Genomic DNA, 23,633 nt, shown 5'->3' with positions numbered 1-23,633 from the left:
ACTCAATTCAAATCAGAAACCTTAGTCATTCATCAAAAATAATTAAAAACTACTCATTGCGGTAATTTTAACTGAAATAGTAAATTAAAAATTAATAATGATCGAATATTACGGAAACACTATTAAATTTGAAGAAAGAAACTTTACAAAATGGATTACATTACTTATATTATTGTCGCGTTAATACCAGCACTTGCGGTAGCTTTTGTTGTTTACACATTCATAAAGAACAACAACGAAAAGGATTTAAAACACATGAGTATTCAACTCAAACAAGAACGTCAAAAATTCTTCTTAGAGCCAAGAGCAGATGCTTATCAAAGAATAGTTTTATTGTTGGAACGCATCAACCCTCATAGTTTAATCATGCGTTTACACAACACCAACAAAAGTGCAATTGCACTACAGACTGAGTTACTGAGCAACATTCGAAACGAATTTGACCACAATGTAGCACAACAGATTTTCATTTCTAATTCTTCTTGGGAGATGGTTAAAAAAAGCAAGGAAGAAACCATTAAAATCATCAACGTTGCGGCTCAACAAATGGATGAAAAGTCTACAGCAACAGACCTAAGCTCCAAGATCTTTGAAATTGTTGGTGAGCTGGATGAATTACCTACAGAAATAGCGATAAAAGTAGTTAAAGAGGAGTTTCAAAGGTTATTTTAACATTTGAAACATAAACATATTGCACTTATTTTTGTATTATTAGATGATAAACTAAGATTATGAGATTTATATATTTTATCGTTGCGTTTTTATTCATATCCACTGGTGTAATTCAAGCACAAGAAGAAAGGAAGTTGGTTCAATTTTCTGGAGTGTTGGTTTCTGCCGATAGTTTAGACCAAGTATCTTACGCCTCAATTGTTGACAAAACAACAGGAAAAGGAACAATGTCAGACTACTATGGCTACTTCAGTTTTGTAACCCGACCTGGAGATACGATCCTATTTAACGCGTTTGGATTTAAAACCAGCTCATATATCGTACCTGACTCATTAAAAGAAGTACGTTATTCCATAATACATGTGATGACGCCAGACACTTTATTACTTCCAGAAGTAGATATTTATCCATGGCCATCTAGAGAAGAATTTGCCCGTGCATTTGTTGAGATGGACCCATACGACGATGCGTTAAGAAGAGCTCAAAAACAATTATCTGGTGAAAGCTTAGCTTTTGTTGCAGCTCGTGTACCAACCGATGGAAGCTTGTCATACAACTGGCAAACAGAGCAGCGACAAACTCAAATCTACACGCAAGGACAAACACCAATCAATAACTTATTGAACCCTGCTGCATGGAGTAAGTTTATTAATTCTTGGAGAAATGGAGATTTTCAGCGGAAATAAGCTGAGGTTTACATTTGTACTTTGTAGCGCTTAAAGAAAGCTTCCCAATTCCAAAGAAAGTTTTTCATGATTTCATCCATTCTTTTTAAGAATAAAGGGTTTGGAGAATCCATACTTTTAAAGTAATCGTCTTGATATTGGTTCAACCTGTACTTATGGAACATCGCTTTTGACATGCTGTACAAAGTAACTTTTGAAGGATGATTTACGCGGGCCATGAAATCAGAATATTCTTTGAAATATCCTCTAAACTTATGTTCATCCATCTGAAATGATTCTGCTAATCGTGTAAAAACTAAAGGTTCGATATTGCGCTGTTGACTTGAAGAGAAAAATTCACCAACAGACTCCATATTTCCAACAATAACAATCATTGCAAAATGACCGTCTGATGCCTGGGATAAATCTGGTTTCTTTGAGAAGGCTGGATCTTCTTCCATAATCGATTTAACTTCTACAAATCCTTTATCAATAACCTCTAGAATTCCGTTCACAAAAACGTTGGCTAATTGTTCGTCTGAAACTTTCTTTTTAAATATTGTACTAAGCATATTGCTGATCTGAAGTTAATTTATATACAAAGGTAAACAGTAATGGCGCTAACTCAACAAGAAAAAAACTTACCTTTTCAACAAGATTATTAACATCTGAAGGCGCTTACTGAGTATTTATGACTGAAAATGCCAAAAAATCAAAAAAAAACATGGAGTAGAATTTTTGGCTCTTGAACGAAATTAAGTCCTTGTTTATATATCGCAAGAACAGTTAAGGAGTAAAACAGAATAGATTCCTTTAAGGGACTAAATTTTATTAGGATAACCAGGTAATTCTACTAATTTTGTTTACATAACACACGAATACATTCAAAATGAAATCTCATCAAAAAACGATCATTCTAATAACGGTAATTCTTCTTGGATTAATTTCGGTGATGTTTTTAAATGTTCAAAAAGAGAAAGAAATCAGCGAATCTTCTGACGAAAACCCAATCGAAAAATTCCAATTAATGGAAGTAAAAACGGGTCCAGATATTGAGTCCCCAATGCTTTTTGGCATAATCAACAACACGGAAGAAGTTGTAGTACAAATGAATGTCGAGGGCAGAATAGACCACGACAATCGTTCACTCACACCTGGAACAGCTTTTAAAAAAAATGAAATTTTAATCAAAGTCAACCGACTAGAGGTACTGTATGAACTTTTAATTGCCCGATTAAACTATAAATATCTCGTACAACAATCGCTCACAAAAATAGGCGAACAAATTCCACAGGAGCTGGCCAAATGGAAAGCTTTTGAACACAAAATTGACCGAACGCTTCCCCTCCCAGAACTACCAAAAGTAAGGCTTGAGGAAGAAGAAAATCTCTTACACAAACTTAACATCTACACCCAATATTATTCAACGAAAAAGCTTGAACAGAAAGCGGAAGGATATTTATACGCAGCACCTTTTGATGGTTTTATTTTAGAGAGTTCTATCGGACCCGGTGCTATGGTTAAGAAAAACGAATCACTATTAACTTTAGCTAAACATAACTCACAACAGGTTACAGCGCACATCCCCATAGACTTTGTCAATGTGTTAGAAAAATCACAAGAAATTTATTTTGTTGGGCCAAGCAAGGACACGATCGGTACAGGAAAGTTCAAAGGAACAGGAACAAAAATTTCAGATTCAGCTTCAATAGAAACTCACTTTACTTTCACAGGTAAAAAAAGTGTGTTTACAAATTCTACAGTACAGATTGTTTACTCAAAACAAAAAAGCAAGCACTATCCATCGTTACCAAAAACTGCTATAAAAAACAACTCTGTATATATTTTCGCAGAAAATAAATTACTAGAAACTCCAGTAAAAATCATATCCACAAAAGCTGATTCAGCGCTCGTAGACGGCTTACCTAACCACTGTTTCGTTATAAAAAACACTGAGGGGGTTAAATTCTAAATAGAGAAACCTCACCAAAAAATGATGAGGCTTTAAATAAGGTTTAAAACTTATTCGAAAGTTCTGTTGAAGCCAACAAAGTTCAACAACAATAGAATCAAGAGTTTGTATGATTTATGAAAGAGGAGTAACTAAATTATGTTTTTCAATTAGCTTTCGAATATTAATCAATGCATACCTCATTCTTCCTAAAGCAGTATTGATACTCACGTTTTCTTTTTTGGCGATATCTTTAAAAGACATTTCTTTAAAAATTCTCATGTTCAAGATGTCGCGTTGAGCATCTGGCAAATGTTCAATCAACTCGACCATTTGACTTACTAACTCACTGTAAATCATATCGTCTTCAACGTTATTGTCTTGCACTTCAAGGAGATCAAATATGGTAAAATCTTCATACCTAGAGCTTGACTCAGAGATCATTCTCACCTTGTTTGTTTTTCTAAAGTGGTCGATCATCAAGTTATGTGCAATACGCATTGCCCAAGGCAAAAACTTACCTTCTTCATTGTAAGTGCCTTTTTTCAAGGTATTGATTACTTTAATAAATGTTTCTTGGAATATATCTTGTGACAAAGCCTGGTCACGAATCTTCATGTAGATATAGTTGTATATCTTGTTTTTATGGCGATTCAATAAAACTTCAAATGCTTTTTCTTGCCCGTTAATGTATAAAGATATTAAATCTTTATCTTCTAGTTTAGATAAGTTCATAATTACTCAGTTTAGAGATTAACTATTGTTTAAAATGTAATTCTGTTTTTTAGAGTAAAAATGTTCCTATAAGCAATTGTTTTATTTTGTTAATAGTCAAATATAAAGATTAATTCTAGAATAACAAAAGTCAGTCCAAAAAAGAAATCTTCTACAAACTAAGACGCACAAACAAGTTAAAGGGTTGGAAAAAGATGAACATTTATTGATTAGAGGTCTTATTTTAGGCTTAATTCCTTAGGTAAACATTGAAAACACAATACACGCTAAAAGGTACTTGGATAATCTTTCCTAAAATTATTGAACTAAATCAATTAGTCTTAACTATTTTTGAGGTCAAATAAAACAGACAGAAAATATGCCAGAATTATCATTAAAAGCCATCAGCATGCCTTCTTCGCCAATTAGAAAGTTGGTTCCATTTTCAGAAGAGGCAAAAAGACAAGGAAAACATGTTATTCATTTAAACATAGGTCAACCAGACATTGAGACTCCACAAGTTGCAATAGACGCCGTTAAGAACTCTGATTTAAAAGTTTTAGAGTACTCTCATTCCGCAGGGTTTGAGTCCTACCGTAAAGGCTTGGCAGAATACTATTCAAAAAATGACATTCAAATAACTTCAGACGAAATCATCGTAACAACTGGAGGTTCAGAAGCGTTATTATTTGGATTTTCTGTTGGGTTAAATCCAGGAGACGAGGTGATTATTCCCGAGCCTTTTTATGCGAACTATAACGGTTTTGCGGCAGCTGCTGGAATCAACATCGTGCCAGTTACCTCATCAATAAAAGATGGGTTTGCTTTACCTTCAATCGAAGAGTTCGAAAACAAGATCACTGCAAAGACGAAAGCTATTTTAATTTGCAACCCTGGTAATCCAACAGGCTACTTATACGCACAAGAAGAATTAGAAAAGCTCAGCGAAATAGTTAAAAAGCACGATTTATTTCTTTTTGCCGATGAAGTTTATAGAGAGTTTTGTTATGACGGAGCGAAACCCTTCTCTGTAATGAATTTAAAAGGGATTGAGAACAATGTAGTATTGATCGACTCCGTTTCAAAACGTTATTCAATGTGTGGCGCACGTATTGGAGCGCTCATTTCAAGAAATGCTGAGTTTATTGCAGGAGCGATGAAGTTTGCTCAAACACGTCTTTCTCCCCCAACTTATGCACAAATTGCTGCAGAAGGAGCTTTAAAAACGCCACAAAAATACTTTGACGATGTAACAATAGAGTATGTTGCGCGTCGTGACATCATGGTAGATGGATTAAACAAAATCAAAGGTGTATATTGTCCAAAACCAAAAGGAGCCTTTTATGCTGTTGCCACCTTCCCAGTGGAAGACACGGAACATTTTTGCCAATGGCTTTTAGAAGATTTCTCTTACGAAGGAAACACAGTGATGATGGCACCCTTAAGCGGTTTCTACGCTACACCTGGATTAGGGAAGAACGAAGCCCGCATTGCTTATGTGTTAGAGAAAAAAGAGCTAGAAATGGCTTTGGTTTGCCTAGAAAAAGCACTTGAAAAGTATCCTCACACGACCTATTAAACAATTCGCTTTGAGTATTCAACAAAATATAAAGTTAGCCGCAGACGCAGTGGTTTTTGGATTCGACGCCTCAGGATTATACCTTTTGCTTATCGAACGTAAAAAATCCGCCAATGGAAAAAGCTGGGCAGTACCAGGTGGTTTTATTGAAGACAACGAAACACCCGAACAAGCTGCAGTTAGAGAATTAAAGGAAGAAACAGGCGTCTCCATAAGTTTTATGAAACAGTTTCATACTTTTGGAGAAGTAAAACGGGATCCTAGATTTCGAGTTGTTTCTGTTGCACATTACCTTTTAATGAACAAGAGCAACATTACCCCAAAAGCCAATGACGATGCTAAAACAGCACAATGGGTCAATCTAAAAGAACTTCCTGATTTGGCGTTTGATCACAACGAAATGGTTAGAATGGCTTATCATCAATTACAGAAAAGCATATCGTCACTTTCAATTGATTGCATCAATGAAACCCCAAGTCTTGAAGAGGTCAAATTGATTTCGAAGCATTTAAACAAAATAAAGCTGAGGTAATCTTCAATAATACACAATAAAAAAACGGCAATCGAATCGATTGCCGTTTTTTATACCTTTTAATAAACAAGCCTACTCTACTTCCAGAATTTCAGCCTCTGTTCTACGATTTTCTTGGTGTTCTTCTTCTGAACATTTCACACCATCACGACAGCGGTTTACCAATCTGGTCTCACCATATCCTTTTGCAATGATCGATTTTTTTGGCACACCTTTGCTCACCAAGTAGTCTACACATGCTTGTGCTCTTCTTTGAGAGAGGTCATAATTATATGTTTTAGATCCACGTGAATCAGTATGAGAGCTCAACTCTATTTTTACACCATTCGCAATAAGGAAGACTGCTAACTTGTCTAATGCTACGCGACTTTCTTCCCTTAATGTTGCCTTATTCAAATCATAGAAAATATTCTCTAATTTAAAGACTTCCCCTTTTTTAATTTTAACCATAGCTAATTCAAGCTCGACCTCTTTATCACTATAGTTATTTGTTGAAAAAGAGGCCTCATTATCAAGGAATCCTTTTTTGGATGCCCTTACCCAATAGTTACTGTGTCTATCAACATTACCAATTACGTACCCATTTTCGTCAGTATAAAGCATGGTATCTTTCTTGGTTTTAGGATTATACATACTGATTGCAGCATTGTAAATTGGCTTTTTATCACTTTCTCTAATTACATGAATACGAGCAATGATAAAAGTAGGATTCATCAATACCTCCTGAACCAAATTGGTATCTTTGAACACTCCAAAAGTACTAAATTCAACTTTCTCGTCTTGTTCATACAGTTCTTTCTCTACCTTAATCTCATACTCTTTCCCGAAATCAACTTTTGTTTCCAACACACCTAAGTCGTTGGTCATCAAAACAGAAGTGTCTCTTGCCTGTACATCAATCAAAAGAACTTCTTGATCTACCATAGGTTCTTTCACCTTATAATTCACCAAGACATTCACCTTTAAATTAATCTCAGGAGAAGTTCTTTCCCAACTATAAACACGATCGATGAAGTCTTTTCGATTAGAGGAGAAATACCCCTTTGTCAGGGTCTCATCAACAATCAAAGCGAAATCATCGGCAGCAGTATTAATTCCTGCACCAAGGTTAACAGGCTGACTTCCTTCATTATTCAAATCAATAGAGTAAATGTCTAAGCCGCCTAACCCTAAGCGTCCGTTAGAAGCAAAGTACAATTTATTGTCTTTACTAATAAAAGGAAACATTTCTTCTCCTTCTGTATTAACAGCTTCAAAATTTACCGGTTCTTGCCATTCCCCCATTTTATAGTCACTATAAAAAATATCAGTTTTACCTAAAGTTCCCTCTCGGTCAGAAACAAAATAAATACGATTACCATCTAAGGAGAAACATCCATGTCCTGTATTTGATTCCTTAACAGAATATGGAAAAGGCTTCAGTGGTCCCCACTTTCCATTTCTATCCTTTCCACTTACATACAAAGACAAGAAGCGAACACCTTCTTTTTGTTCTTTACCACTCAGGTTTCTCGTTAACAACAATTTATTTCCTTCTGCATTTATCGCCAAGGGGCCATCATGTTTTCGAGAGAAGAATTCACCTGAAAGTGGTTTCGGCTTACTCCATTCCCCCTCTTCTTGTTCTGTATAAAGCATACTGGTGAAATAGGAATTATCCCAAGCATATTTTCCTGCAAGAAAACCTTTATCCGAAGACTTTGTGGTAAAAGCCAACCCATCTTGAAAATAAATCGGTGCAAAATCACCTAAATCAGAATTAAAAGGCATTGCCTCCACCTGATTAAATTTCGCCATCTTTTTAATGTCATTAAGGTCATCACCTTCGGCACTTAAAAGTCTAAAATATTTATTTTCAGGATAAAGTGTCAATGCTTTTTTGGCTTCCTCGACAGATTTCTCGTAGGCTTCCAACATTCTGAGTTGGTCAATATAATCCATGTACTGACTCTCATTCAACGCTTTAACATCTAGTTTCAACAAGCTACTATAGTATTTATTAGATCGTCGATATTCTACTATTTTACCATTAGAAATTGCCGCTCGCAACACGTATTCTCTTTTTCCTTTTTGCTTAGCCAAAAACTTATCAGCCAACTCATTGTACATAGGGGCAGCTTCAAAATAAGCCAAATTATCAAAGTGTTTAGCCGCCAACTTTGCTTTAAGTTGAGCGTTAACCTGTACCGTCAGAAAAAACGTAAAGATCAATAGAAAAAACTTCTTCATCATTAAAAATATCTAGGTGAAATAAATACGTTCTTTTTTGAACCTATATCAATTTGCAAAAGCACTTCGTGAGAACCACTTTGATGATTGATTAATTTATTAATTGGAAAATCATATCCGTAACCTACGTGAATAAAATCATTAAAATTATACACAAAATTAAGTCCTACAGCTTCATGAAAACGATACAGCGCTCCTACCCATACACGTTCATAAAAAAGAAAATTTGCATTGACGTCAAAAGTCAACGGACTATTTGGAGTGATTTTCACCAATGTTGTTGGTTTTAGCTTTATTACACTATTCAGGTCAAAGACTTTACCCGCAGTAATAAAAAAGTGCCTCTGATTTAAAGAAGTCATGATATCATCAGTGCTTGACGCCTTTGGTTCCAAAAGTCTCGGACTAGAAACCCCAACATAATACCTATCATTATAGTAATAGATTCCACCACCAACATTTGCCTTTGTAGTAGACACCGTTTGTCCATAAAAAGGATCAGAAACGTCATGAACATCCAATCCAGAAAAATCATAAGCCATCACATCCATTCCAATAGAAAGTCCAAAAGCCAAGCGATCATTATTGTTATTCAATCTTATTCCAGAACTTACATTATAATAAACGGCTGTTCTCTTTCTCGAACCTACCTGATCATTAACCATTGTCAAGCCCATTCCTAAACTCCTCCCTAAAACAGGAGTATGTGCCGAAACAAATTGAGTATTTGGTGCTCCTTCAAAATTTACCCATTGAAAACGCCCCATTGCCACCACACTTAAAGCACTTTTACTTCCCGCATAAGCAGGATTATAATAAAGTGGATTAAAGTTATACATTGACAATTGTTCATCTTGTTGGGCTATTGTATAAGTAGAACCATAAGTCATGATCAACAGAAAGCCGACGACTTTTAATATATATTTATTCAATTTCATAACAGTAGTATTAATATTGAAGTTCAATGTAACCTTTTAGCGGCTCATCTATTCCGTCATTCAATTCGATGACATAAAAATAAGTACCTGGAGGAACTTTACCCGAACCGTCTCCTATATTCACTCCTTCATTGACTTGGCCTACCCAATCATTTTCATAAGGTGAGGCAGAGAAAGCAAGATTCCCCCAACGGTTATAAATATAAACCACAGCATTTGGGAAGGCTTCGATACCAGTAATCACCCAGGCATCATTTAAACCATCATCATTAGGAGAGGTAAAACCAGGAATGAATAAACAGTTTCTAGAAACAATCACTTCGACGTTTACAGAGTCTTCTCCAAAACAGCCTTCATTATTTAAACCTTCAACATAATAAATTCCGGCTTGATCCATTGAAATATCAATGATATAAGCAGGATTTTCCGTTGAATTAAATCCGTTTGGACCAAACCAAGAATAACTATCAGCTCCTTCTGCAAGCAAGGTCACATTTCCTCCAGGACAAACTGAAGTATCAGCATTTACGATTTTAAAGTTTTCCAACTCTGAAAGAGACAAACTAATGGTATCTTGTGCTTGACATCCGTTGGCATCGGTAACAATTAATGTATAAACTCCTGTATTGTCATCAGAAAAGTTTGGAACTCCCGTATTTTGTTGAGTTGAAGAAAAACCATTTGGACCTGTCCATTGGTACGAAACTCCACCCTCACCATACAATTGTGCTACCGTTCCTTCACAAAAAGCACTTTGAGAAGATTCACTTGCATTTGCATTCGCATTTGGAAGTCCAACTACGTTCACATAAATAGAATCATTAGCCGAACATCCATTTCCATCGTTCCCTTGCACTTGATACCATCCTTCACCTGATTCAGAAATTCCAGAAATAACAATTGGAGTTCCAGAAGCTGAATAACCATTTGGCCCTGACCAAGAATAAGTATTCGCACCTGTCACAGTAAGACTCACATCACTTCCTGAACAGGCAACAGTATCCTGAACATTAGAGGACAAGTTTAAAGAAGGAGGTGGAAGTAAATCAACAACCTCACAAGAAGAAGGTCCTACACAATTGGCTACTGTAGCCACAACACAATAATTCCCATCAGTTAAAGAATTAATTGGAACAGAAAACGAGTTATTGGTAGAAGAAAATCCATTAGGTCCTGACCATTCATAACTCGCTCCTGGATCGGGCGAAACAACAGAAAAACTCACATTCTGATTTTCACAAACTGCATTATCAGAAACTGATATTACAGGCGCGGCAGGTGAACCAGGATTGGTGACACTATAAGGTCCAAAATCTCTTGAACAACCATTCCCATCTACAACTGTTAAGCTATATAATCCAGCAGAAATATTGTTGGCATTTGAGGAATTAGAAACCACAGTACCAGAACCTGAAGTCCACTGGTAAGTAAATGGCCCTACACCACTTGCCGAAGCACCAGTTAAAGCACCGTCAGAAGCCCCACAACTTGCTGCTGTTGCAGTTGGGTTAGACGAAAGTCCAGGTAAACTGTTAACAACAACGTTTACTTGCTCTGTATCTTGACATCCGTTAGTTGTTCCTGTCACCGTATAAACTGTATTCGTTAAAGGAGCAACATTTATTGCGCTTCCCGTCTGTCCCGTGCTCCATGAATACGTAGACGCTCCACTTGCGGATATCGTAACAGATTCTCCAGCACACACCGAAGTTGTAGTTCCTGTATTTAATGTTACGTTTGGATTAGGTTTCACAACCACTTGAGCACTTAAAGTTTGTTTGTAATCACAAAGTCCAGACACCTCACAGGTATAAGTTGTCGTTACACTTGGATTGACAGTAACCGACTGAGTTGTTGCGCCATTATGAGCCCATTCATAAGAAGTTGCTCCATTTGGGGCAGTTAACGTTACACTTGCACCTGCACAAATTGGAGGTGGAGGCGGAATATTAGGGAAAAGCACACCTGTATTTGCACTAATGGTATAATTACAAATATCATTGGCATATCCATCCACCATCAGATAATAGTCATCTCCAACTGTTAACCCGTTTGCTGTAATCACAAAACCTGTACTGTTTTCCTCAAAGTTAGAAACAGGAACAAAGTTATCGCAGTTGTTGGCAGAGAAAATTTGCATTTGAATTCCTCCACTCGGATAGTTCCCTACGAAGCAATCATAGATAGAAACATTTAATGTCGCTGTTGAAGCTGACGCCGTAAATTTAATCCAAGAATTATTATCAATCCTCACATCAAAATAAGGAGCCCCACTTCCCCAGTATCCTCCTTGGCCAAAGATTCCTCCTTGATTAGTTCCTGGAGTCCAAGTATAAGCTGGTGGGTCATTCACTTCTGCATTCGCACGCATATTTCCAGGGTGATCTCTTGTATAAAAAGCTCCTGTAGAACCTTTGTATCCATTAATATCACAGATATACAATGCATTTGCACAATCATCATTACTTGCGGTACTCACACATATACCAAATTTCCCTCTTGAACTTCCAAAACCAAAGTACCTTAAATAAACAGTACTTCCAGGCGTCAATCCTGAAGCATCAATAAAAGGTAAATTATCGTGACCAGTTCCAGGGTAATTATGATCATCTGAACAAGCAATTTGTGTTAGGTTGCTGCAAGTACCTTGATAGAGTGCCATCACCCCATCCGTCAAGGCTCCTGATCCAATGTTGGGTTGAGAAGTTATGCTAATGTTTCCTGAGGAAGGAACTGTAATCGAAAACCATACATCACCCGTTGATGAGCTAAACCCTCCTATTGGATTTGTTCCACTTCCTCCTGCACAACTATATGGAGTAGGAATTCCAGGTCCAGTCGTTGCTGTTGAACCAACATTCGTGAATGTTGCATAAGTACATTCAGACGTCACCGCTGGTAGAGCTACTGCAGAACAAGGATTATCATTTGTAGGAGTCGCTGTTGGAGATCCGTTTACGCAGACCTCAAAATTCCCTGTTGTTCCAGAATAATAGTCATAAACCCTAAAGTAATAAGTTTGTCCTGGTGTTAACCCTACAGCATTTATTGTCTCCATACCTCCTGTGAATGCATCATCTTTACATATTAAAGAAGAAGAGCCACATGAACCAGAATATAATTGCACAACTAAATCCATTGAAGAAATAGGGTTGACCTGAATTTGCTGAACCGCGTTTGTTGCCACAAAGCTAAACCACACATCGTCATCTGCATTTCCTGAACAACCTGTGTAAGACTGAGTCGCACCTATATTCGAAAACGTTTGAAATGAACATGATGAATTCACTGCTAGCGGAATTGCATTTCCACAAAAATCATTTGATGGTGGGGTCGCCGCATTGGTCAAACAAATTGAAAAATCTCCCGAACCTGAACCTGTTCCATAATGATACACCCTTAATTTATAAGTTTGACCAACAACATAACTTGAGTAATTAAAAATCTCCGGTTGACCAGAACCTCCGTTATCGGTACAACCTAAAGAGATTAAAGAAGAACAAGTGTTGGAAAAAACTTGTAAAACAGCGTCAAAACCAATACTCGAGGTCACTCTTATCTGGTGAGATGTTGAAGTTGCAACAAATGTATACCACACGTCATCATCTGCATTCCCTGCACATCCTGGAATGGTCTGTGTAGCTCCTGTTGTAGAGCCTATAGTTGGAGAAGTACATGTTGATGTTACAGGTAAATTCGGAGCAAAAGAACAACCATCACTTTGAGCGTTTGCAGTGTTAACAGCCCAAATAGTAAATAACATGAAAAATGTTATTGAAAAAACTATGTTTTTCATAAATAGTAGGTATTAAGAATAATTAATTCAACTTTCTAAAATCAAGTGGCGTCAGCCTATTCTTGATAAAAATCTCTTTGACTTTTGTTGGTGAGAAAGGAGTTTGATTGTGTTCGTTCTTACTTTCTATGGTATAGATAAAAATCTCACCTGCTCCTTTTTCAACTTTATAGCGACCTTTTGCTTCTTTCACCCCTTCAATTTTAGAAATTTGAAGAGACAAGTCCTCAACAAAGATGGAATCCATCTCTCCAGAAAAACTGTAACTGTACTGATGTTCTTGCGCAAACAGGCAAAAAGGAACTAATAAAACGAGAGTAGTAATGTATTTCATAATGTAGTAGTAGTAAATTCTTTACAAAACAACGAAAAATATATTACTAACACAATTTTTAAGTCAACTTAATGAACCATAACTACTTATTAATGTAAAAAACGTCCTCTTCGGGACGTTTTTTACATTAATTCAATATATATATTACACCCTATAATGTCACTAAATTCAGTTTTGTTGCATTCCGAAAAGAGTAGCTTCTACATATTAGACATAATCAAGTCTTGATTTTAGCAGCTATCAATGTGATAACTTATTGATTATTCTCCAACACGTAATCTAGTACTTTTTGCATTAAATGCACCCTGTCTTTTCCTCTAACGTTGTGTTCATGCATAGGGTACGGAAAGAAATCTACCTGTATCCCTAGTTCTACAAACTTTTTTATTAAAGCTAAATTATGTTGCATAACCACTACGGGGTCAGAAGTTCCATGAATCAACAATAAATCTCCTTTTAAATTTTCCGCCTGATTCAAGAGGCTGGTTTTTTCATACCCTTCTTTATTCTCTTCAGGTGTATCCATATAACGTTCTCCATACATTGCTTCGTAAAACTTCCAATCCGTAACCGGACCACCTGCAACACCAACCTTAAAAACGCCTGGCGATTTCATCATCATTGTTCCGGTCATAAACCCACCATAACTCCAACCGTGAACAGCAATTCTACTTGTGTCTATATAATCTAGCTGACTTAAATAGTTCACACCTTCCAATTGATCTTGGTGTTCAACCACCCCTAAATTACGGTGGATTACATGCTCAAATTCTACTCCTCTATTTCCTGACCCACGATTATCCAATGTAAAAACCACATATCCTTGATTCGCCATCCAGTGCATCCAAAGACTAGCACCGTCCAACCAACTATTCGTGATCAATTGTGCATGTGGTCCTCCATAAACATAAATGAGAACTGGATACTTTTTCGTTGAATCAAAATCTTTAGGTTTAATTAAACGAGTATACAACTCTACACCATCTTTAGATTGAATAGTCTTAATTTCAGCTTTTGACAATCCATACTCAGCAAGTGGATTATCTGCAACAACCATTTCCTTCAACTCCTTCCCTTTCACACTCTTAATTAACGCTTTATTAGGAGTGTCATGAGATGAAAATTGATCAAAAACAAAAGCCCCGGTACAATTCACACTTACGCTATGTGTACCACTTTCTTTTGTAATTAAATTTTGTCTTCCTTTAATATCTACTTTATAAAGCAATGTATTCAGAGGGTTCTCTCCTGTGGCGGTAAAAAATATTTCTCCATGATGAGCAGCAACAACCTCTTTCAACATAAATTTATTATTTGTTAATTGTCTTTTCAACTCCCCATCAATAGAATAATAGTATAGATTATCAAACCCATCCCTTTCACTAACCCAAACAAAGTCATTACTATTTTTAGAAGGGAAATAAGCTGGCTTCTCAGGCTCAACCCAAGTATCCGAACTTTCTTCGAACAATGTTTTTATAAGTTGCCCTTGAACATTGTACTTCTGGACCCAAATGTGCTTTTGCGAACGTGCAACTTCTGCCAATAAAATAAATTGATCATCTGGGGTCCAACTCACATTTGTTAAATAATTTTCTTCTCCATGTTCAGTTGAAATAAACACTGTGCTCCTATCCTTGATTGAATATATTCCTACTCTAGCCCTTTCGCTATCTTGACCAGCCATTGGATACTTAATAGAGGTTAGAGATCCAGGATAATCATTGATGTTCAACAAAGGGTAATCATGAACATTGCTTTCATCTTTTTGATAGAATGCGATACGATTTCCGGAAGGAGACCAAAATATCCCTTCAGTTATGCCCATTTCACTTCTTGCTATCTCCTGACCTGAAACAATATTCAAATCTATATTATTCGTAACTTCAATTTCATCAAAAGAATCAACAGGTGAATAATACAAGTTGTTATCTCGTGTATAAGCAACGAGAGAATAATCTTCATTAAATTTTATGCGTTCAGCATTTTTCGGAAGTTCAACTTTAGTCCCTTTTTTTGTTTCTATATTATAGGTAACCACAACTTCATTAAAATTCAGGACAAAAGTTGACTCATTTTTCCATTTAAATCCTGCAAAATAAAAGAATTGAATATCCAATAACTCATTCAACTCACGAATGTGCATGATTTGTTCTTCATCTCCTCCTACTTCACCAACAACTAATGTTTGATAACCTTTCAAATAAGAATATTTACTTTGATTTTTAATCCATTCAAATCCAAAAATATGTTCAGGATAGAACTGTTGATACTGTCCCATAACAGCTTGTTCAAGAGTGAGGTCTTTTTGCGCCGAAGAAACTGTTGTTAACAGGAATGCTAGGCAGAGTAAAACAAAACGATTATACATATATTTATAACTTAATAATAATTGAAGCGTAAATATAAACAAACTCTCAAGACTATGATTTTATTATAAATAAAACCCTACATTTACGTTTAGTATATTAGCGCTACCAAAGTACACACAGAAATAATTTACAAATCTTTTCAAGGTGTGTTTGTTATTCAAATCTTTAAGTTATATATTTGCATCCCCAAATTTTGGGATTATTGTCTTATTTATTAAAATTAAAGAAGTGGATACATTAAGTTACAAGACTGTCTCTATCAATAAAGAAAACGCTGAAAAGAAGTGGTTATTGGTTGATGCAGAAGGCGAAACGCTAGGGCGTATGGCAAGTAAAGTAGCGCAACTTATCCGTGGTAAACACAAGCCAAACTTCACTCCTCACGCAGATTGTGGTGACAATGTTATTGTTATCAATGCAGAGAAAGTAAGTTTAAGCGGTAACAAGTGGGAGACGAAAACATACATTCGTCACACAGGTTTTCCAGGAGGTCAGCGTTCATTAACTGCCGAACAATTAAGAGAAAAACGTCCAGAGCGTTTAGTAGAAATGGCTGTAAAGCGTATGTTACCTAAGAACAAACTAGGTAGTCAGTTATACAAAAACCTAAAGGTGGTTGTAGGTACTGAGCATGATTATGCTGCACAAAAGCCAGAAACGATTAATCTTGAATCAATCAAATAGTGAGTATGGAAATTATTAACACATTAGGAAGAAGAAAAACTTCTGTAGCGCGTGTTTACATGAAACCTGGAAAAGGGAACATTACCGTAAACAAACGTGATTTAAAAGAATTTTTTCCTGTTGCGATTTTACAAACAAAAGTTGAGCAAGCATTTGCTGTAACAGAGACTACTGGTCAATACGACGTAGTTGTAAACGTACAAGGAGGAGGAATCAACGGTCAAGCTGAAGCCATTCGTTTAGGGATCGCTCGTGCTTTAGTTAAAGTTAACGAAGAGTACAAGCCTTTATTAAAGGAAAAAGGTTTAATGACACGTGATCCAAGAATGGTTGAACGTAAGAAACCAGGTCAACCAGGTGCACGTAAGAAGTTTCAATTCTCGAAACGTTAATCTTACACAAACTTTATTTGGCGCTTGTTTAGTATCCAAGTGGTGGAGTACTTTTCGAAAGAACCCTCTATCATTGATTACTAAAGGAACGTAAACTTGAAAAAAAATTAAAATGTCAAAAAAAGCAGATTTTAAGGAACTTTTAGATGCAGGTGTACACTTTGGTCACCTCAAAAGAAAGTGGAACCCAGCAATGGCTCCATACATATTTGATGAGCAAAAGGGTATTCACGTAATAGATTTAAATAAGACAATCGCTCATTTAGAGCAAGCTTGTTTAGCATTAAAACAAATTGCAAAATCAGGAAAGAAGATTTTATTTGTTGCTACAAAAAAACAAGCAAAACAAATTGTTGCAGACAAAGTAAAGGAGATCAACATGCCTTACGTTACAGAGCGTTGGACAGGTGGGATGTTAACTAACTTTGCAACAACTAGAAAGTCAGTTCGTAAGATGACTTCTATTGATAAGATGCAAACTGACGGTACGTGGGATACACTATCGAAACGTGAGAAGCTATTCATCACAAGACAACGTGAGAAGTTAGAAAAGAACTTTGGTTCTATTGCTGACATGACGCGTCAACCAGCAGCTATTTTTATCGTTGATGTAATGAAAGAAAACATTGCTTTAAAAGAAGCAGTTCGTTTAGGGATATCAACATTTGCTATGGTGGATACGAACTCAAACCCTAAATTGGTTGATTTCCCAATCCCAGCAAACGATGATGCTTCTAAATCAGTGGCAATCATTATGGATTATGTTACTAATGCAATTAAAGAAGGTTTAGAAGAGCGTAAGACTGCAAAGTCTAAGCAAGAAGCTGAGAAGAAAGCAGAAGAAACAAAAAAGAAAGAAGCAAAAGCAAAAGCTGACAGTGAAAAAGCTGAGAAAAAAGAAGCTTCAAAAGAAACAAAAGTAGAAGAGAAGTCTGAGGTTAAAGCCGAAGATAAATCAGAATAATAATTTTTGTAATATAGATATTATGGCAATTACAGCTAGTCAGGTAAATGACTTAAGAAAACAAACAGGTGCAGGAATGATGGACTGCAAGAAAGCCTTAGTTGAAGCGGATGGAGACATGGAAAAAGCGGTTGACTTTTTACGTAAAAAAGGTCAAAAAGTAGCGGCAAAACGTGGAGACAATGAAGCAAAAGAAGGTCTTATCTTTGCAGAAACTAATGGAGGAACTGGATATATAATCCAATTCAACTGTGAGACTGATTTCGTTGCGAAAAATGCAGATTTCCAAAACTTCGTAAAGTCAATCCTTGAGGTTGGTATTAAAAACGACGTAGCATCTGTTGATGAATTAAAACAATTGAAATACAATGACAAACTAACTGTAGACGAGAAAATCGTTGAACAAATTGGTGTTATTGGAGAGAAATTAGATTTAAATAATTTTGCTAAAATTTCAGCAACTTCAGTTATAGCGTACAATCACCCAGGAAATCAGTTGGCTACATTAGTCGGATTGAATAAAGAGGGAGAAGCTATTGAAGAAGCAGGAAGACAAGTAGCAATGCAAGTTGCGGCAATGAACCCAATTTCTTTGAAGAAAGAAGGTATTGCTCAAGAGGTAATCGATCGTGAATTAGAGGTTGGAAAAGCCCAAGCAATTGAAGAAGGAAAACCAGCTGATTTAGCAGATAAAATTGCACAAGGAAGACTAAATAAGTTCTTTAAAGAGAACACACTATTGAGCCAAGACTTCGTACGTGACAATAAAATGTCAGTAGAAAAGTTCTTGAACTCTGTAGAATCAGGTCTAACGGTTACTGAATTTAAACGCTTTTCATTAAGCTAATCAATATTTAAAGTAAAAGAAGAGAGAACATTGTTTCTCTCTTTTTTTTGTCTTATTTTGCATGAAATTTATAAACGAATAACGATTCTTAACCATGAAGTATAAAAGAGTTCTGTTGAAATTAAGTGGTGAGTCACTTATGGGAGATAAGCAGTTTGGAATAGACAATGCCCGATTGACAAAATATGCAGAGCAAATTAAAGAAATTACAGATTTAGGCGTAGAGTTAGGTATCGTAATTGGTGGAGGGAATATTTTTAGAGGTGTACAAGCAGAAGAAGGTGGAATGGACAGAACGCATGGAGATTACATGGGGATGTTGGCCACAATGATCAATGCAATGGCACTTCAATCAGCATTAGAAACAGCAGGAATAGATTCACGTCTACTATCTGCTATAGAAATGAAAGAAATTGCAGAACCTTATGTAAGGCGACGCGCTGTGAGACACCTTGAAAAAGGCAGGGTTGTTATTTTTGGTGCTGGAACAGGTAATCCATATTTCACAACAGATTCTGCAGCTTCATTACGTGCTATTGAAATCAATGCAGATGTTATAATTAAAGGAACAAGAGTGGATGGTGTATACACTAAAGATCCTGAAAAGGATGTTACTGCAGAGAAATATGACAACATTTCTTTTGATGATGTGTATGCTAACGGGCTAAATGTAATGGATATGACAGCATTTACATTATGTAAAGAAAACGATCTTCCAATCATTGTATTTAATATAAATACCGAAGGAAATCTGAAAAGAATAATAATGGGAGAATCTGTAGGAACTATTGTCGCATAAATATTTCTTTATTAAATTTGCAATGAATATTCAATGGTTTAAATAACTAAATAATGACAGAAGAGATTAATATGACCATTAGTGAGTTTAAGTCTTCAAATGAGAAGAGCTTAACGTACTTAACGTCTGAATTACGTAAAATTAGAACAGGAAAAGCTACTCCTGATATGCTTGACGGTGTTTTGGTTGATTACTACGGCAGTATGACCGCATTAAGTCAAGTAGCGAATATTGGAACCCTCGATGGAAGAACATTAACTGTTCAACCATGGGAGAAAAGTATTTTGGGAGAATGCGCCAAAGCTATTATAAACGCAAACTTAGGTTTAGCCCCTCAAGATAACGGAGAAATGTTGATCATCAACATTCCTATGCTCACTGAAGAAAGAAGAAAAGACCTAGCAAAAATCGCTAAATCTGAAGGTGAACACGCAAAAGTAAGTATCCGTAATAACCGTAAGGATGCAATGGATTATATTAAAGAATTAAAGAATGACGGATTATCAGAAGACATTGCAAAATCTGCTGAAGATGAAATTCAAGAAATCACTAATGCTTTTGTAAAAAGAATAGACGACGTAATTGTGGCTAAAGAAAAAGACATAATGACTATTTGATTCCTTCACAGATTATCATACTTAAAGCCTTCCAATAAAATTGGAGGGCTTTTTTATTATCTAAAGGCAGAAAATTATTCAATACAACCATATAATTGAAGCTATAGATGTCGCTTAATCTATAAAATCTCATTAATAAGGCGAAATAGGACACCCCAAATTACTTTCAAGCCATCTTTACACCTGACCAAATAAGTAATAACAACCAAGAATAGGGCTAAGACCAGGAAGACTTGGTATTGTATGATCAAAAGTCTAGCATTTTTTCCCTTCACCAGAATTCAAATAAGCTAAGGTAGAGGCGCCTTTTCATCAAACTAGCACCAACTAAGTCATGCCATCCCAAGACCGTTCTGAAAAACCTTTAAAATTTAAAAAAATGAAAAAAGCCCGATGCATAACATCGGGCTTTTTAATATCTTAAAGTCTTGTGCTTACATTTTCACAAACTTCGTGTTTTCAATTTGATTACCACTTTGAACTCTAATTAAGTAAGTTCCTTGTGGCAAGTCAGAAGCATTGAATCCAATTTCGTTTCTTCCAACATGCGCATCAGTTTTACGGATACGTTTAACAAGTCTACCTGAAATGTTGTAGAATTGAATATCAAGCGCTTTACTTTCTTTCATATCAACAACAATTGTAGAGTTGAAACGTGCTGGATTTGGGTAAATCTCTAATGAGAATGCTTTCACCTTTTCCTTTGGTGTTAACCCATCACTTTCGTTTACACTAAGTACAGCATCCGTAGACCAAATTCCTCGACCATGTGTTCCAATAAAGATTTCACCTGGAACTCTGTTTCCTTCATCCCATGTTCTCCATGCTTGACGCAATCTATATACAGGAACACCCGCAAATAGTGGTGAAGAAACGTCTGTCCAAGTTGCACCTCCGTTTTCTGACATAGAAACACCTACATGCGTTGATGCAAACAAGACATTACTGTCATCACGATCAATAATTACATCATAGAATGCTAATCCGCTTTGTGATCCAACACTTGACATTGTTGGAGAAGCAGCAGTTGCGTTAGAAGATCTATAAACGCTTCCTCCAAATGTTTGAACCGCCACTACATCATCTGCATTATTAGGATTAATTCCAATACCTGAGAAGCTACCAGAAGAAACTAAAGTCTTTGTTGTTGCTGAAGCACCATCATCTAAATGCAATTTATTTTTAAAGTCTGGATCAGAAGTATAAACAGAACCTAGACTATCCAAACGATATACACCACCACCAGCAGTAACAAACATATGGTTTAAGTCTTTACTGAAAGCTACATCTAAATTACCAGCTGATCCACCAATACCATCAATCAAACGAACCCATTTAGGATTTGCAGTTGACAATCTTGTTGCTTCACGCGTTCCCCATACTTCACCACCATTTTTAGCAGTACTAAATACAAACCATGATTGGAATGGGTCTTGAACTGTAAGCGTGTCCCAAGGAATCCCTAGGCGCATTGTATCACGACCAAAAGGAATTACTCCTGGACCTGATGCATTTGAACCAAAGTAAAAGTCGTATGCGGTAACCGCAGCTACTACAACTGTATCAGGACCATTTTGTACAAACACTTCTATTGTATCACCAACAGTTGGTGGCGTAGTTCCTGAAGCAGAAGGGAATGGAGTATATGAATTTGTTCCGAGGTCATATATTGCACCAGTTATTGCGTCTTCAACTTCATATTCAGTTGTCGTTAAAGCCGGATCATACATCAATGTATCATCGTAATGAATTGTCGTTGGAGTTATGTATGGAATTGTATCACCAGTAGCTAAACTTGGTACTCTTACAGTATCACCAACTTCATAACTTGCTCTTGGAATATAAATAACTGAATCTTCTGAATTGGTATCGTAGTATTCAGCCAAGTGAAACTGTGTATGGAATGGGTGTTGACCTCCTTGTACTCCTACAGGGTCATAACCAGCTCCAAATGCAGGAGTGAAAGCACTTGAGTTTTCTCCAGCATCTCCACTTCTACTCATCGAGTTATAGTAAACACTTGTAAAGATCACATTTGGGTTAAAAAATGAAATCTCCGAAGTAAAACCATCTCCACCAGCAATACGTTTAAATTCTTGGTAAGTACCATTTTTATGGTCATTGTATAATGTACCATTATCTTGAGTTCCACCTACTACAGCACCATTTCTATCGTGTCCTATAGCATAAAACTGTGTTACATTATACCCTCTATTTGCGTGGTAGAAAGTATTTCCTTTATCTAAGGAAACACCAATTCCCCCATCATTACCAATATATAAAGTATTATCGCTACTCCATTTTAATTCATGATTATCTGCGTGTACGTATAATGGACTTGTCGGATTTGCAAACCAAACTGAAATTTTACTCCAACCTCCTGAAGGTGGGTTATCAATTTGCTTTTTCCAAGTATGAAGGTCAATTCCCCCAACAATAACACGATTCACATCCGTTGGATCAAACGAAACTACTGAATTATATGTTCCTTGGTCTCGGTAATCAATCACACCATTTCCAACATCTGCTCCTGTTGCAGGCGTGTGTTTATGCCAACTTGCACCATTGTCCAATGAAATCCATTGTCCTGCATTATTACTTGTTGTAGTTGCAGCATAAATAGAATATAAACCATTTGGCTTCTTTTTAGAAATCGCATATTCAATACGTGCGAATCCTGACTGAGAAATTAATCCTGAACCAGATACTTTTTGGAAAGTCGCCCCCCAATCTGGAGAGAACCAAGTTTCATTACTTACCGATCCAACTACTAGTCCTAATCCATCTGCAGCGTAAGCTAGTGTTTTTGAACCCACATTAGAAGTGTAAGAAGCTGCTGGTTGGATAGTTCCACCAAAAGTATACTCCATCAAACCTGCGTTATGCGTAAAATATACTTTAGAACTATATTGAGTTGCTGCTACTCTATTTACTCTTGGTAAGTTTTCTGTACCTGGAACTACTTGCCATGTTTCCCCTCCATCAGGTGAAACAAACAATCCTTCTCCTGTCCATGATTCATCTACAGAACCAGTAGCAACATAAATATTCCCTCCTGCATCTTGAGCAATTGAAGAAATAAACTGCCCTCCAGGAAAGCTCTCTACACGTGACCAGTTATTGGCTTTATTGGTAGATTTATACAATCCACCTGAAACAGCTCCTGCCCATATAATATTCTCATCAGTATGGTCTACATGAATTGCTCTTGTACGACCTCCAATATTATCCGGACCATGTTCTGACCACTCAACAGTAATGGCTTTTGTTTGATTCATCTTGTGGTTTTGAATAACAGCATTGAGTTTTTCACTCTCAATCACCTCTCCAGTCTCAAGGTCAATCATTTTTCCTTTAAGCCACTCTAAATATCCGTTTGCCCCTGCTTGAGTCGCCAACGAACCTCTATCTTGACTATATCTTGCTTCCTCTTCATGTCCAATATTATTAGACACAAAAAGCGTAGTTGACAATAATGCCGCTACTCCTATTCCTCCAAGAATCAATTTACTTCTCTTCATATTCATTTTAATACATTCGGTTTCACA

General features: G+C 36.4%; 19 protein-coding genes. 11 read left to right on the top strand and 8 right to left on the bottom strand.

Translation table 11 applies throughout. The features are described from left to right. Window positions 1–150: 150 nt before the first annotated feature. Together ACN0U3_RS11115 and ACN0U3_RS11110 are read left to right on the top strand one after the other, a co-directional pair. Complete coding sequence (locus ACN0U3_RS11115; RefSeq protein ID WP_299200905.1) at window positions 151–672, top strand: hypothetical protein; 522 nt, start codon at window positions 151–153, stop codon at window positions 670–672. Window positions 673–731: 59 nt separating this feature from the next. Further along, window positions 732–1,358, top strand: coding sequence for a hypothetical protein (locus ACN0U3_RS11110; RefSeq protein WP_299200903.1), 627 nt, complete (start codon window positions 732–734; stop codon window positions 1,356–1,358). Window positions 1,359–1,366: 8 nt separating this feature from the next. Here ACN0U3_RS11110 and ACN0U3_RS11105 read toward each other — a convergent pair whose 3' ends face one another. Continuing rightward, entirely contained in the window at window positions 1,367–1,909 is a 543-nt protein-coding gene (locus tag ACN0U3_RS11105; RefSeq protein ID WP_299200900.1) for a hypothetical protein, read from the bottom strand. Between the two features lie 317 nt (window positions 1,910–2,226). On the opposite strand from ACN0U3_RS11105, the gene ACN0U3_RS11100 reads away from it, so the two are divergent. Next, on the top strand, window positions 2,227–3,309 hold the full coding sequence (locus ACN0U3_RS11100) for an HlyD family efflux transporter periplasmic adaptor subunit (protein WP_417266272.1): 1,083 nt from the start codon (window positions 2,227–2,229) through the stop codon (window positions 3,307–3,309). Window positions 3,310–3,423: 114 nt separating this feature from the next. Here the strand turns inward: ACN0U3_RS11100 and ACN0U3_RS11095 are convergent, their stop codons facing one another. Beyond that, complete coding sequence (locus ACN0U3_RS11095; RefSeq protein WP_299200894.1) at window positions 3,424–4,023, bottom strand: RNA polymerase sigma factor; 600 nt, start codon at window positions 4,021–4,023, stop codon at window positions 3,424–3,426. 358 nt (window positions 4,024–4,381) lie between these two features. Here ACN0U3_RS11095 and ACN0U3_RS11090 point away from each other — a divergent pair, with 358 nt between their 5' ends. Further along, complete coding sequence (locus tag ACN0U3_RS11090) at window positions 4,382–5,581, top strand: pyridoxal phosphate-dependent aminotransferase (protein WP_417266271.1); 1,200 nt, start codon at window positions 4,382–4,384, stop codon at window positions 5,579–5,581. Window positions 5,582–5,591: 10 nt separating this feature from the next. Further along, window positions 5,592–6,113 (top strand): NUDIX domain-containing protein, encoded by a 522-nt coding sequence (locus ACN0U3_RS11085; RefSeq protein WP_417266270.1) that lies wholly within the window; start codon window positions 5,592–5,594, stop codon window positions 6,111–6,113. Window positions 6,114–6,185: 72 nt separating this feature from the next. Here ACN0U3_RS11085 and ACN0U3_RS11080 read toward each other — a convergent pair whose 3' ends face one another. From ACN0U3_RS11080 to ACN0U3_RS11060, 5 genes are all read right to left on the bottom strand, one after another. After that, window positions 6,186–8,342: an OmpA family protein gene (locus tag ACN0U3_RS11080; RefSeq protein ID WP_417266269.1), complete on the bottom strand. Its 2,157-nt coding sequence runs from the start codon at window positions 8,340–8,342 to the stop codon at window positions 6,186–6,188. 2 nt (window positions 8,343–8,344) lie between these two features. After that, window positions 8,345–9,280 (bottom strand): type IX secretion system membrane protein PorP/SprF, encoded by a 936-nt coding sequence (locus tag ACN0U3_RS11075; RefSeq protein WP_417266268.1) that lies wholly within the window; start codon window positions 9,278–9,280, stop codon window positions 8,345–8,347. A 10-nt stretch (window positions 9,281–9,290) separates the two neighbouring features. Next, on the bottom strand, window positions 9,291–13,076 hold the full coding sequence (locus tag ACN0U3_RS11070) for a gliding motility-associated C-terminal domain-containing protein (RefSeq protein WP_417266267.1): 3,786 nt from the start codon (window positions 13,074–13,076) through the stop codon (window positions 9,291–9,293). 22 nt (window positions 13,077–13,098) lie between these two features. Beyond that, complete coding sequence (locus ACN0U3_RS11065) at window positions 13,099–13,410, bottom strand: hypothetical protein (protein WP_299200874.1); 312 nt, start codon at window positions 13,408–13,410, stop codon at window positions 13,099–13,101. A gap of 253 nt (window positions 13,411–13,663) precedes the next feature. Continuing rightward, complete coding sequence (locus ACN0U3_RS11060; RefSeq protein WP_417266266.1) at window positions 13,664–15,781, bottom strand: DPP IV N-terminal domain-containing protein; 2,118 nt, start codon at window positions 15,779–15,781, stop codon at window positions 13,664–13,666. Window positions 15,782–16,010: 229 nt separating this feature from the next. Here ACN0U3_RS11060 and rplM point away from each other — a divergent pair, with 229 nt between their 5' ends. The 6 genes from rplM to frr all read left to right on the top strand — a co-directional run bounded on the left by rplM (window position 16,011) and on the right by frr (window position 20,085). Continuing rightward, complete coding sequence (rplM, locus tag ACN0U3_RS11055) at window positions 16,011–16,466, top strand: 50S ribosomal protein L13 (protein WP_299200868.1); 456 nt, start codon at window positions 16,011–16,013, stop codon at window positions 16,464–16,466. Between the two features lie 5 nt (window positions 16,467–16,471). After that, entirely contained in the window at window positions 16,472–16,858 is a 387-nt protein-coding gene (gene rpsI, locus ACN0U3_RS11050) for a 30S ribosomal protein S9 (protein WP_299200865.1), read from the top strand. Between the two features lie 112 nt (window positions 16,859–16,970). After that, window positions 16,971–17,822, top strand: coding sequence for a 30S ribosomal protein S2 (gene rpsB / locus ACN0U3_RS11045; protein WP_299200862.1), 852 nt, complete (start codon window positions 16,971–16,973; stop codon window positions 17,820–17,822). 22 nt (window positions 17,823–17,844) lie between these two features. Beyond that, on the top strand, window positions 17,845–18,669 hold the full coding sequence (gene tsf / locus ACN0U3_RS11040; protein WP_417266265.1) for a translation elongation factor Ts: 825 nt from the start codon (window positions 17,845–17,847) through the stop codon (window positions 18,667–18,669). A gap of 94 nt (window positions 18,670–18,763) precedes the next feature. Further along, the gene (gene pyrH, locus ACN0U3_RS11035) at window positions 18,764–19,468 is read left to right on the top strand and encodes a UMP kinase (protein WP_299200859.1); all 705 of its coding nucleotides are present in this window, start codon (window positions 18,764–18,766) and stop codon (window positions 19,466–19,468) included. A 53-nt stretch (window positions 19,469–19,521) separates the two neighbouring features. Beyond that, on the top strand, window positions 19,522–20,085 hold the full coding sequence (gene frr, locus ACN0U3_RS11030; RefSeq protein ID WP_417266264.1) for a ribosome recycling factor: 564 nt from the start codon (window positions 19,522–19,524) through the stop codon (window positions 20,083–20,085). Window positions 20,086–20,519: 434 nt separating this feature from the next. On the opposite strand, the gene ACN0U3_RS11025 is transcribed toward frr, so the two are convergent. Next, window positions 20,520–23,606, bottom strand: coding sequence for a T9SS type A sorting domain-containing protein (locus ACN0U3_RS11025; RefSeq protein ID WP_417266263.1), 3,087 nt, complete (start codon window positions 23,604–23,606; stop codon window positions 20,520–20,522). Window positions 23,607–23,633 lie beyond the last annotated feature (27 nt).

It is taken from the genome of Brumimicrobium sp. (assembly GCF_048268645.1).
GTDB lineage: Bacteria > Bacteroidota > Bacteroidia > Flavobacteriales_D > Crocinitomicaceae > Brumimicrobium > Brumimicrobium ulvae.
The sequence above is the reverse complement of the archived record's forward strand: the minus strand, read 5'-3'. Positions and strand labels throughout refer to the sequence as shown.

Bases quoted from the DNA above. Each gene is read 5' to 3' on its own strand.
- ACN0U3_RS11115 (WP_299200905.1), top strand. From the start codon at position 151: ATGGATTACATTACTTATATTATTGTCGCGTTAATACCAGCACTTGCG.
- ACN0U3_RS11110 (WP_299200903.1), top strand. From the start codon at position 732: ATGAGATTTATATATTTTATCGTTGCGTTTTTATTCATATCCACTGGT.
- ACN0U3_RS11105 (WP_299200900.1), bottom strand. From the start codon at position 1,909: ATGCTTAGTACAATATTTAAAAAGAAAGTTTCAGACGAACAATTAGCC.
- ACN0U3_RS11100 (WP_417266272.1), top strand. From the start codon at position 2,227: ATGAAATCTCATCAAAAAACGATCATTCTAATAACGGTAATTCTTCTT.
- ACN0U3_RS11095 (WP_299200894.1), bottom strand. From the start codon at position 4,023: ATGAACTTATCTAAACTAGAAGATAAAGATTTAATATCTTTATACATT.
- ACN0U3_RS11090 (WP_417266271.1), top strand. From the start codon at position 4,382: ATGCCAGAATTATCATTAAAAGCCATCAGCATGCCTTCTTCGCCAATT.
- ACN0U3_RS11080 (WP_417266269.1), bottom strand. From the start codon at position 8,342: ATGAAGAAGTTTTTTCTATTGATCTTTACGTTTTTTCTGACGGTACAG.
- ACN0U3_RS11075 (WP_417266268.1), bottom strand. From the start codon at position 9,280: ATGAAATTGAATAAATATATATTAAAAGTCGTCGGCTTTCTGTTGATC.
- ACN0U3_RS11070 (WP_417266267.1), bottom strand. From the start codon at position 13,076: ATGAAAAACATAGTTTTTTCAATAACATTTTTCATGTTATTTACTATT.
- ACN0U3_RS11065 (WP_299200874.1), bottom strand. From the start codon at position 13,410: ATGAAATACATTACTACTCTCGTTTTATTAGTTCCTTTTTGCCTGTTT.
- ACN0U3_RS11060 (WP_417266266.1), bottom strand. From the start codon at position 15,781: ATGTATAATCGTTTTGTTTTACTCTGCCTAGCATTCCTGTTAACAACA.
- rpsI (WP_299200865.1), top strand. From the start codon at position 16,472: ATGGAAATTATTAACACATTAGGAAGAAGAAAAACTTCTGTAGCGCGT.
- rpsB (WP_299200862.1), top strand. From the start codon at position 16,971: ATGTCAAAAAAAGCAGATTTTAAGGAACTTTTAGATGCAGGTGTACAC.
- tsf (WP_417266265.1), top strand. From the start codon at position 17,845: ATGGCAATTACAGCTAGTCAGGTAAATGACTTAAGAAAACAAACAGGT.
- pyrH (WP_299200859.1), top strand. From the start codon at position 18,764: ATGAAGTATAAAAGAGTTCTGTTGAAATTAAGTGGTGAGTCACTTATG.
- frr (WP_417266264.1), top strand. From the start codon at position 19,522: ATGACAGAAGAGATTAATATGACCATTAGTGAGTTTAAGTCTTCAAAT.
- ACN0U3_RS11025 (WP_417266263.1), bottom strand. From the start codon at position 23,606: ATGAAGAGAAGTAAATTGATTCTTGGAGGAATAGGAGTAGCGGCATTA.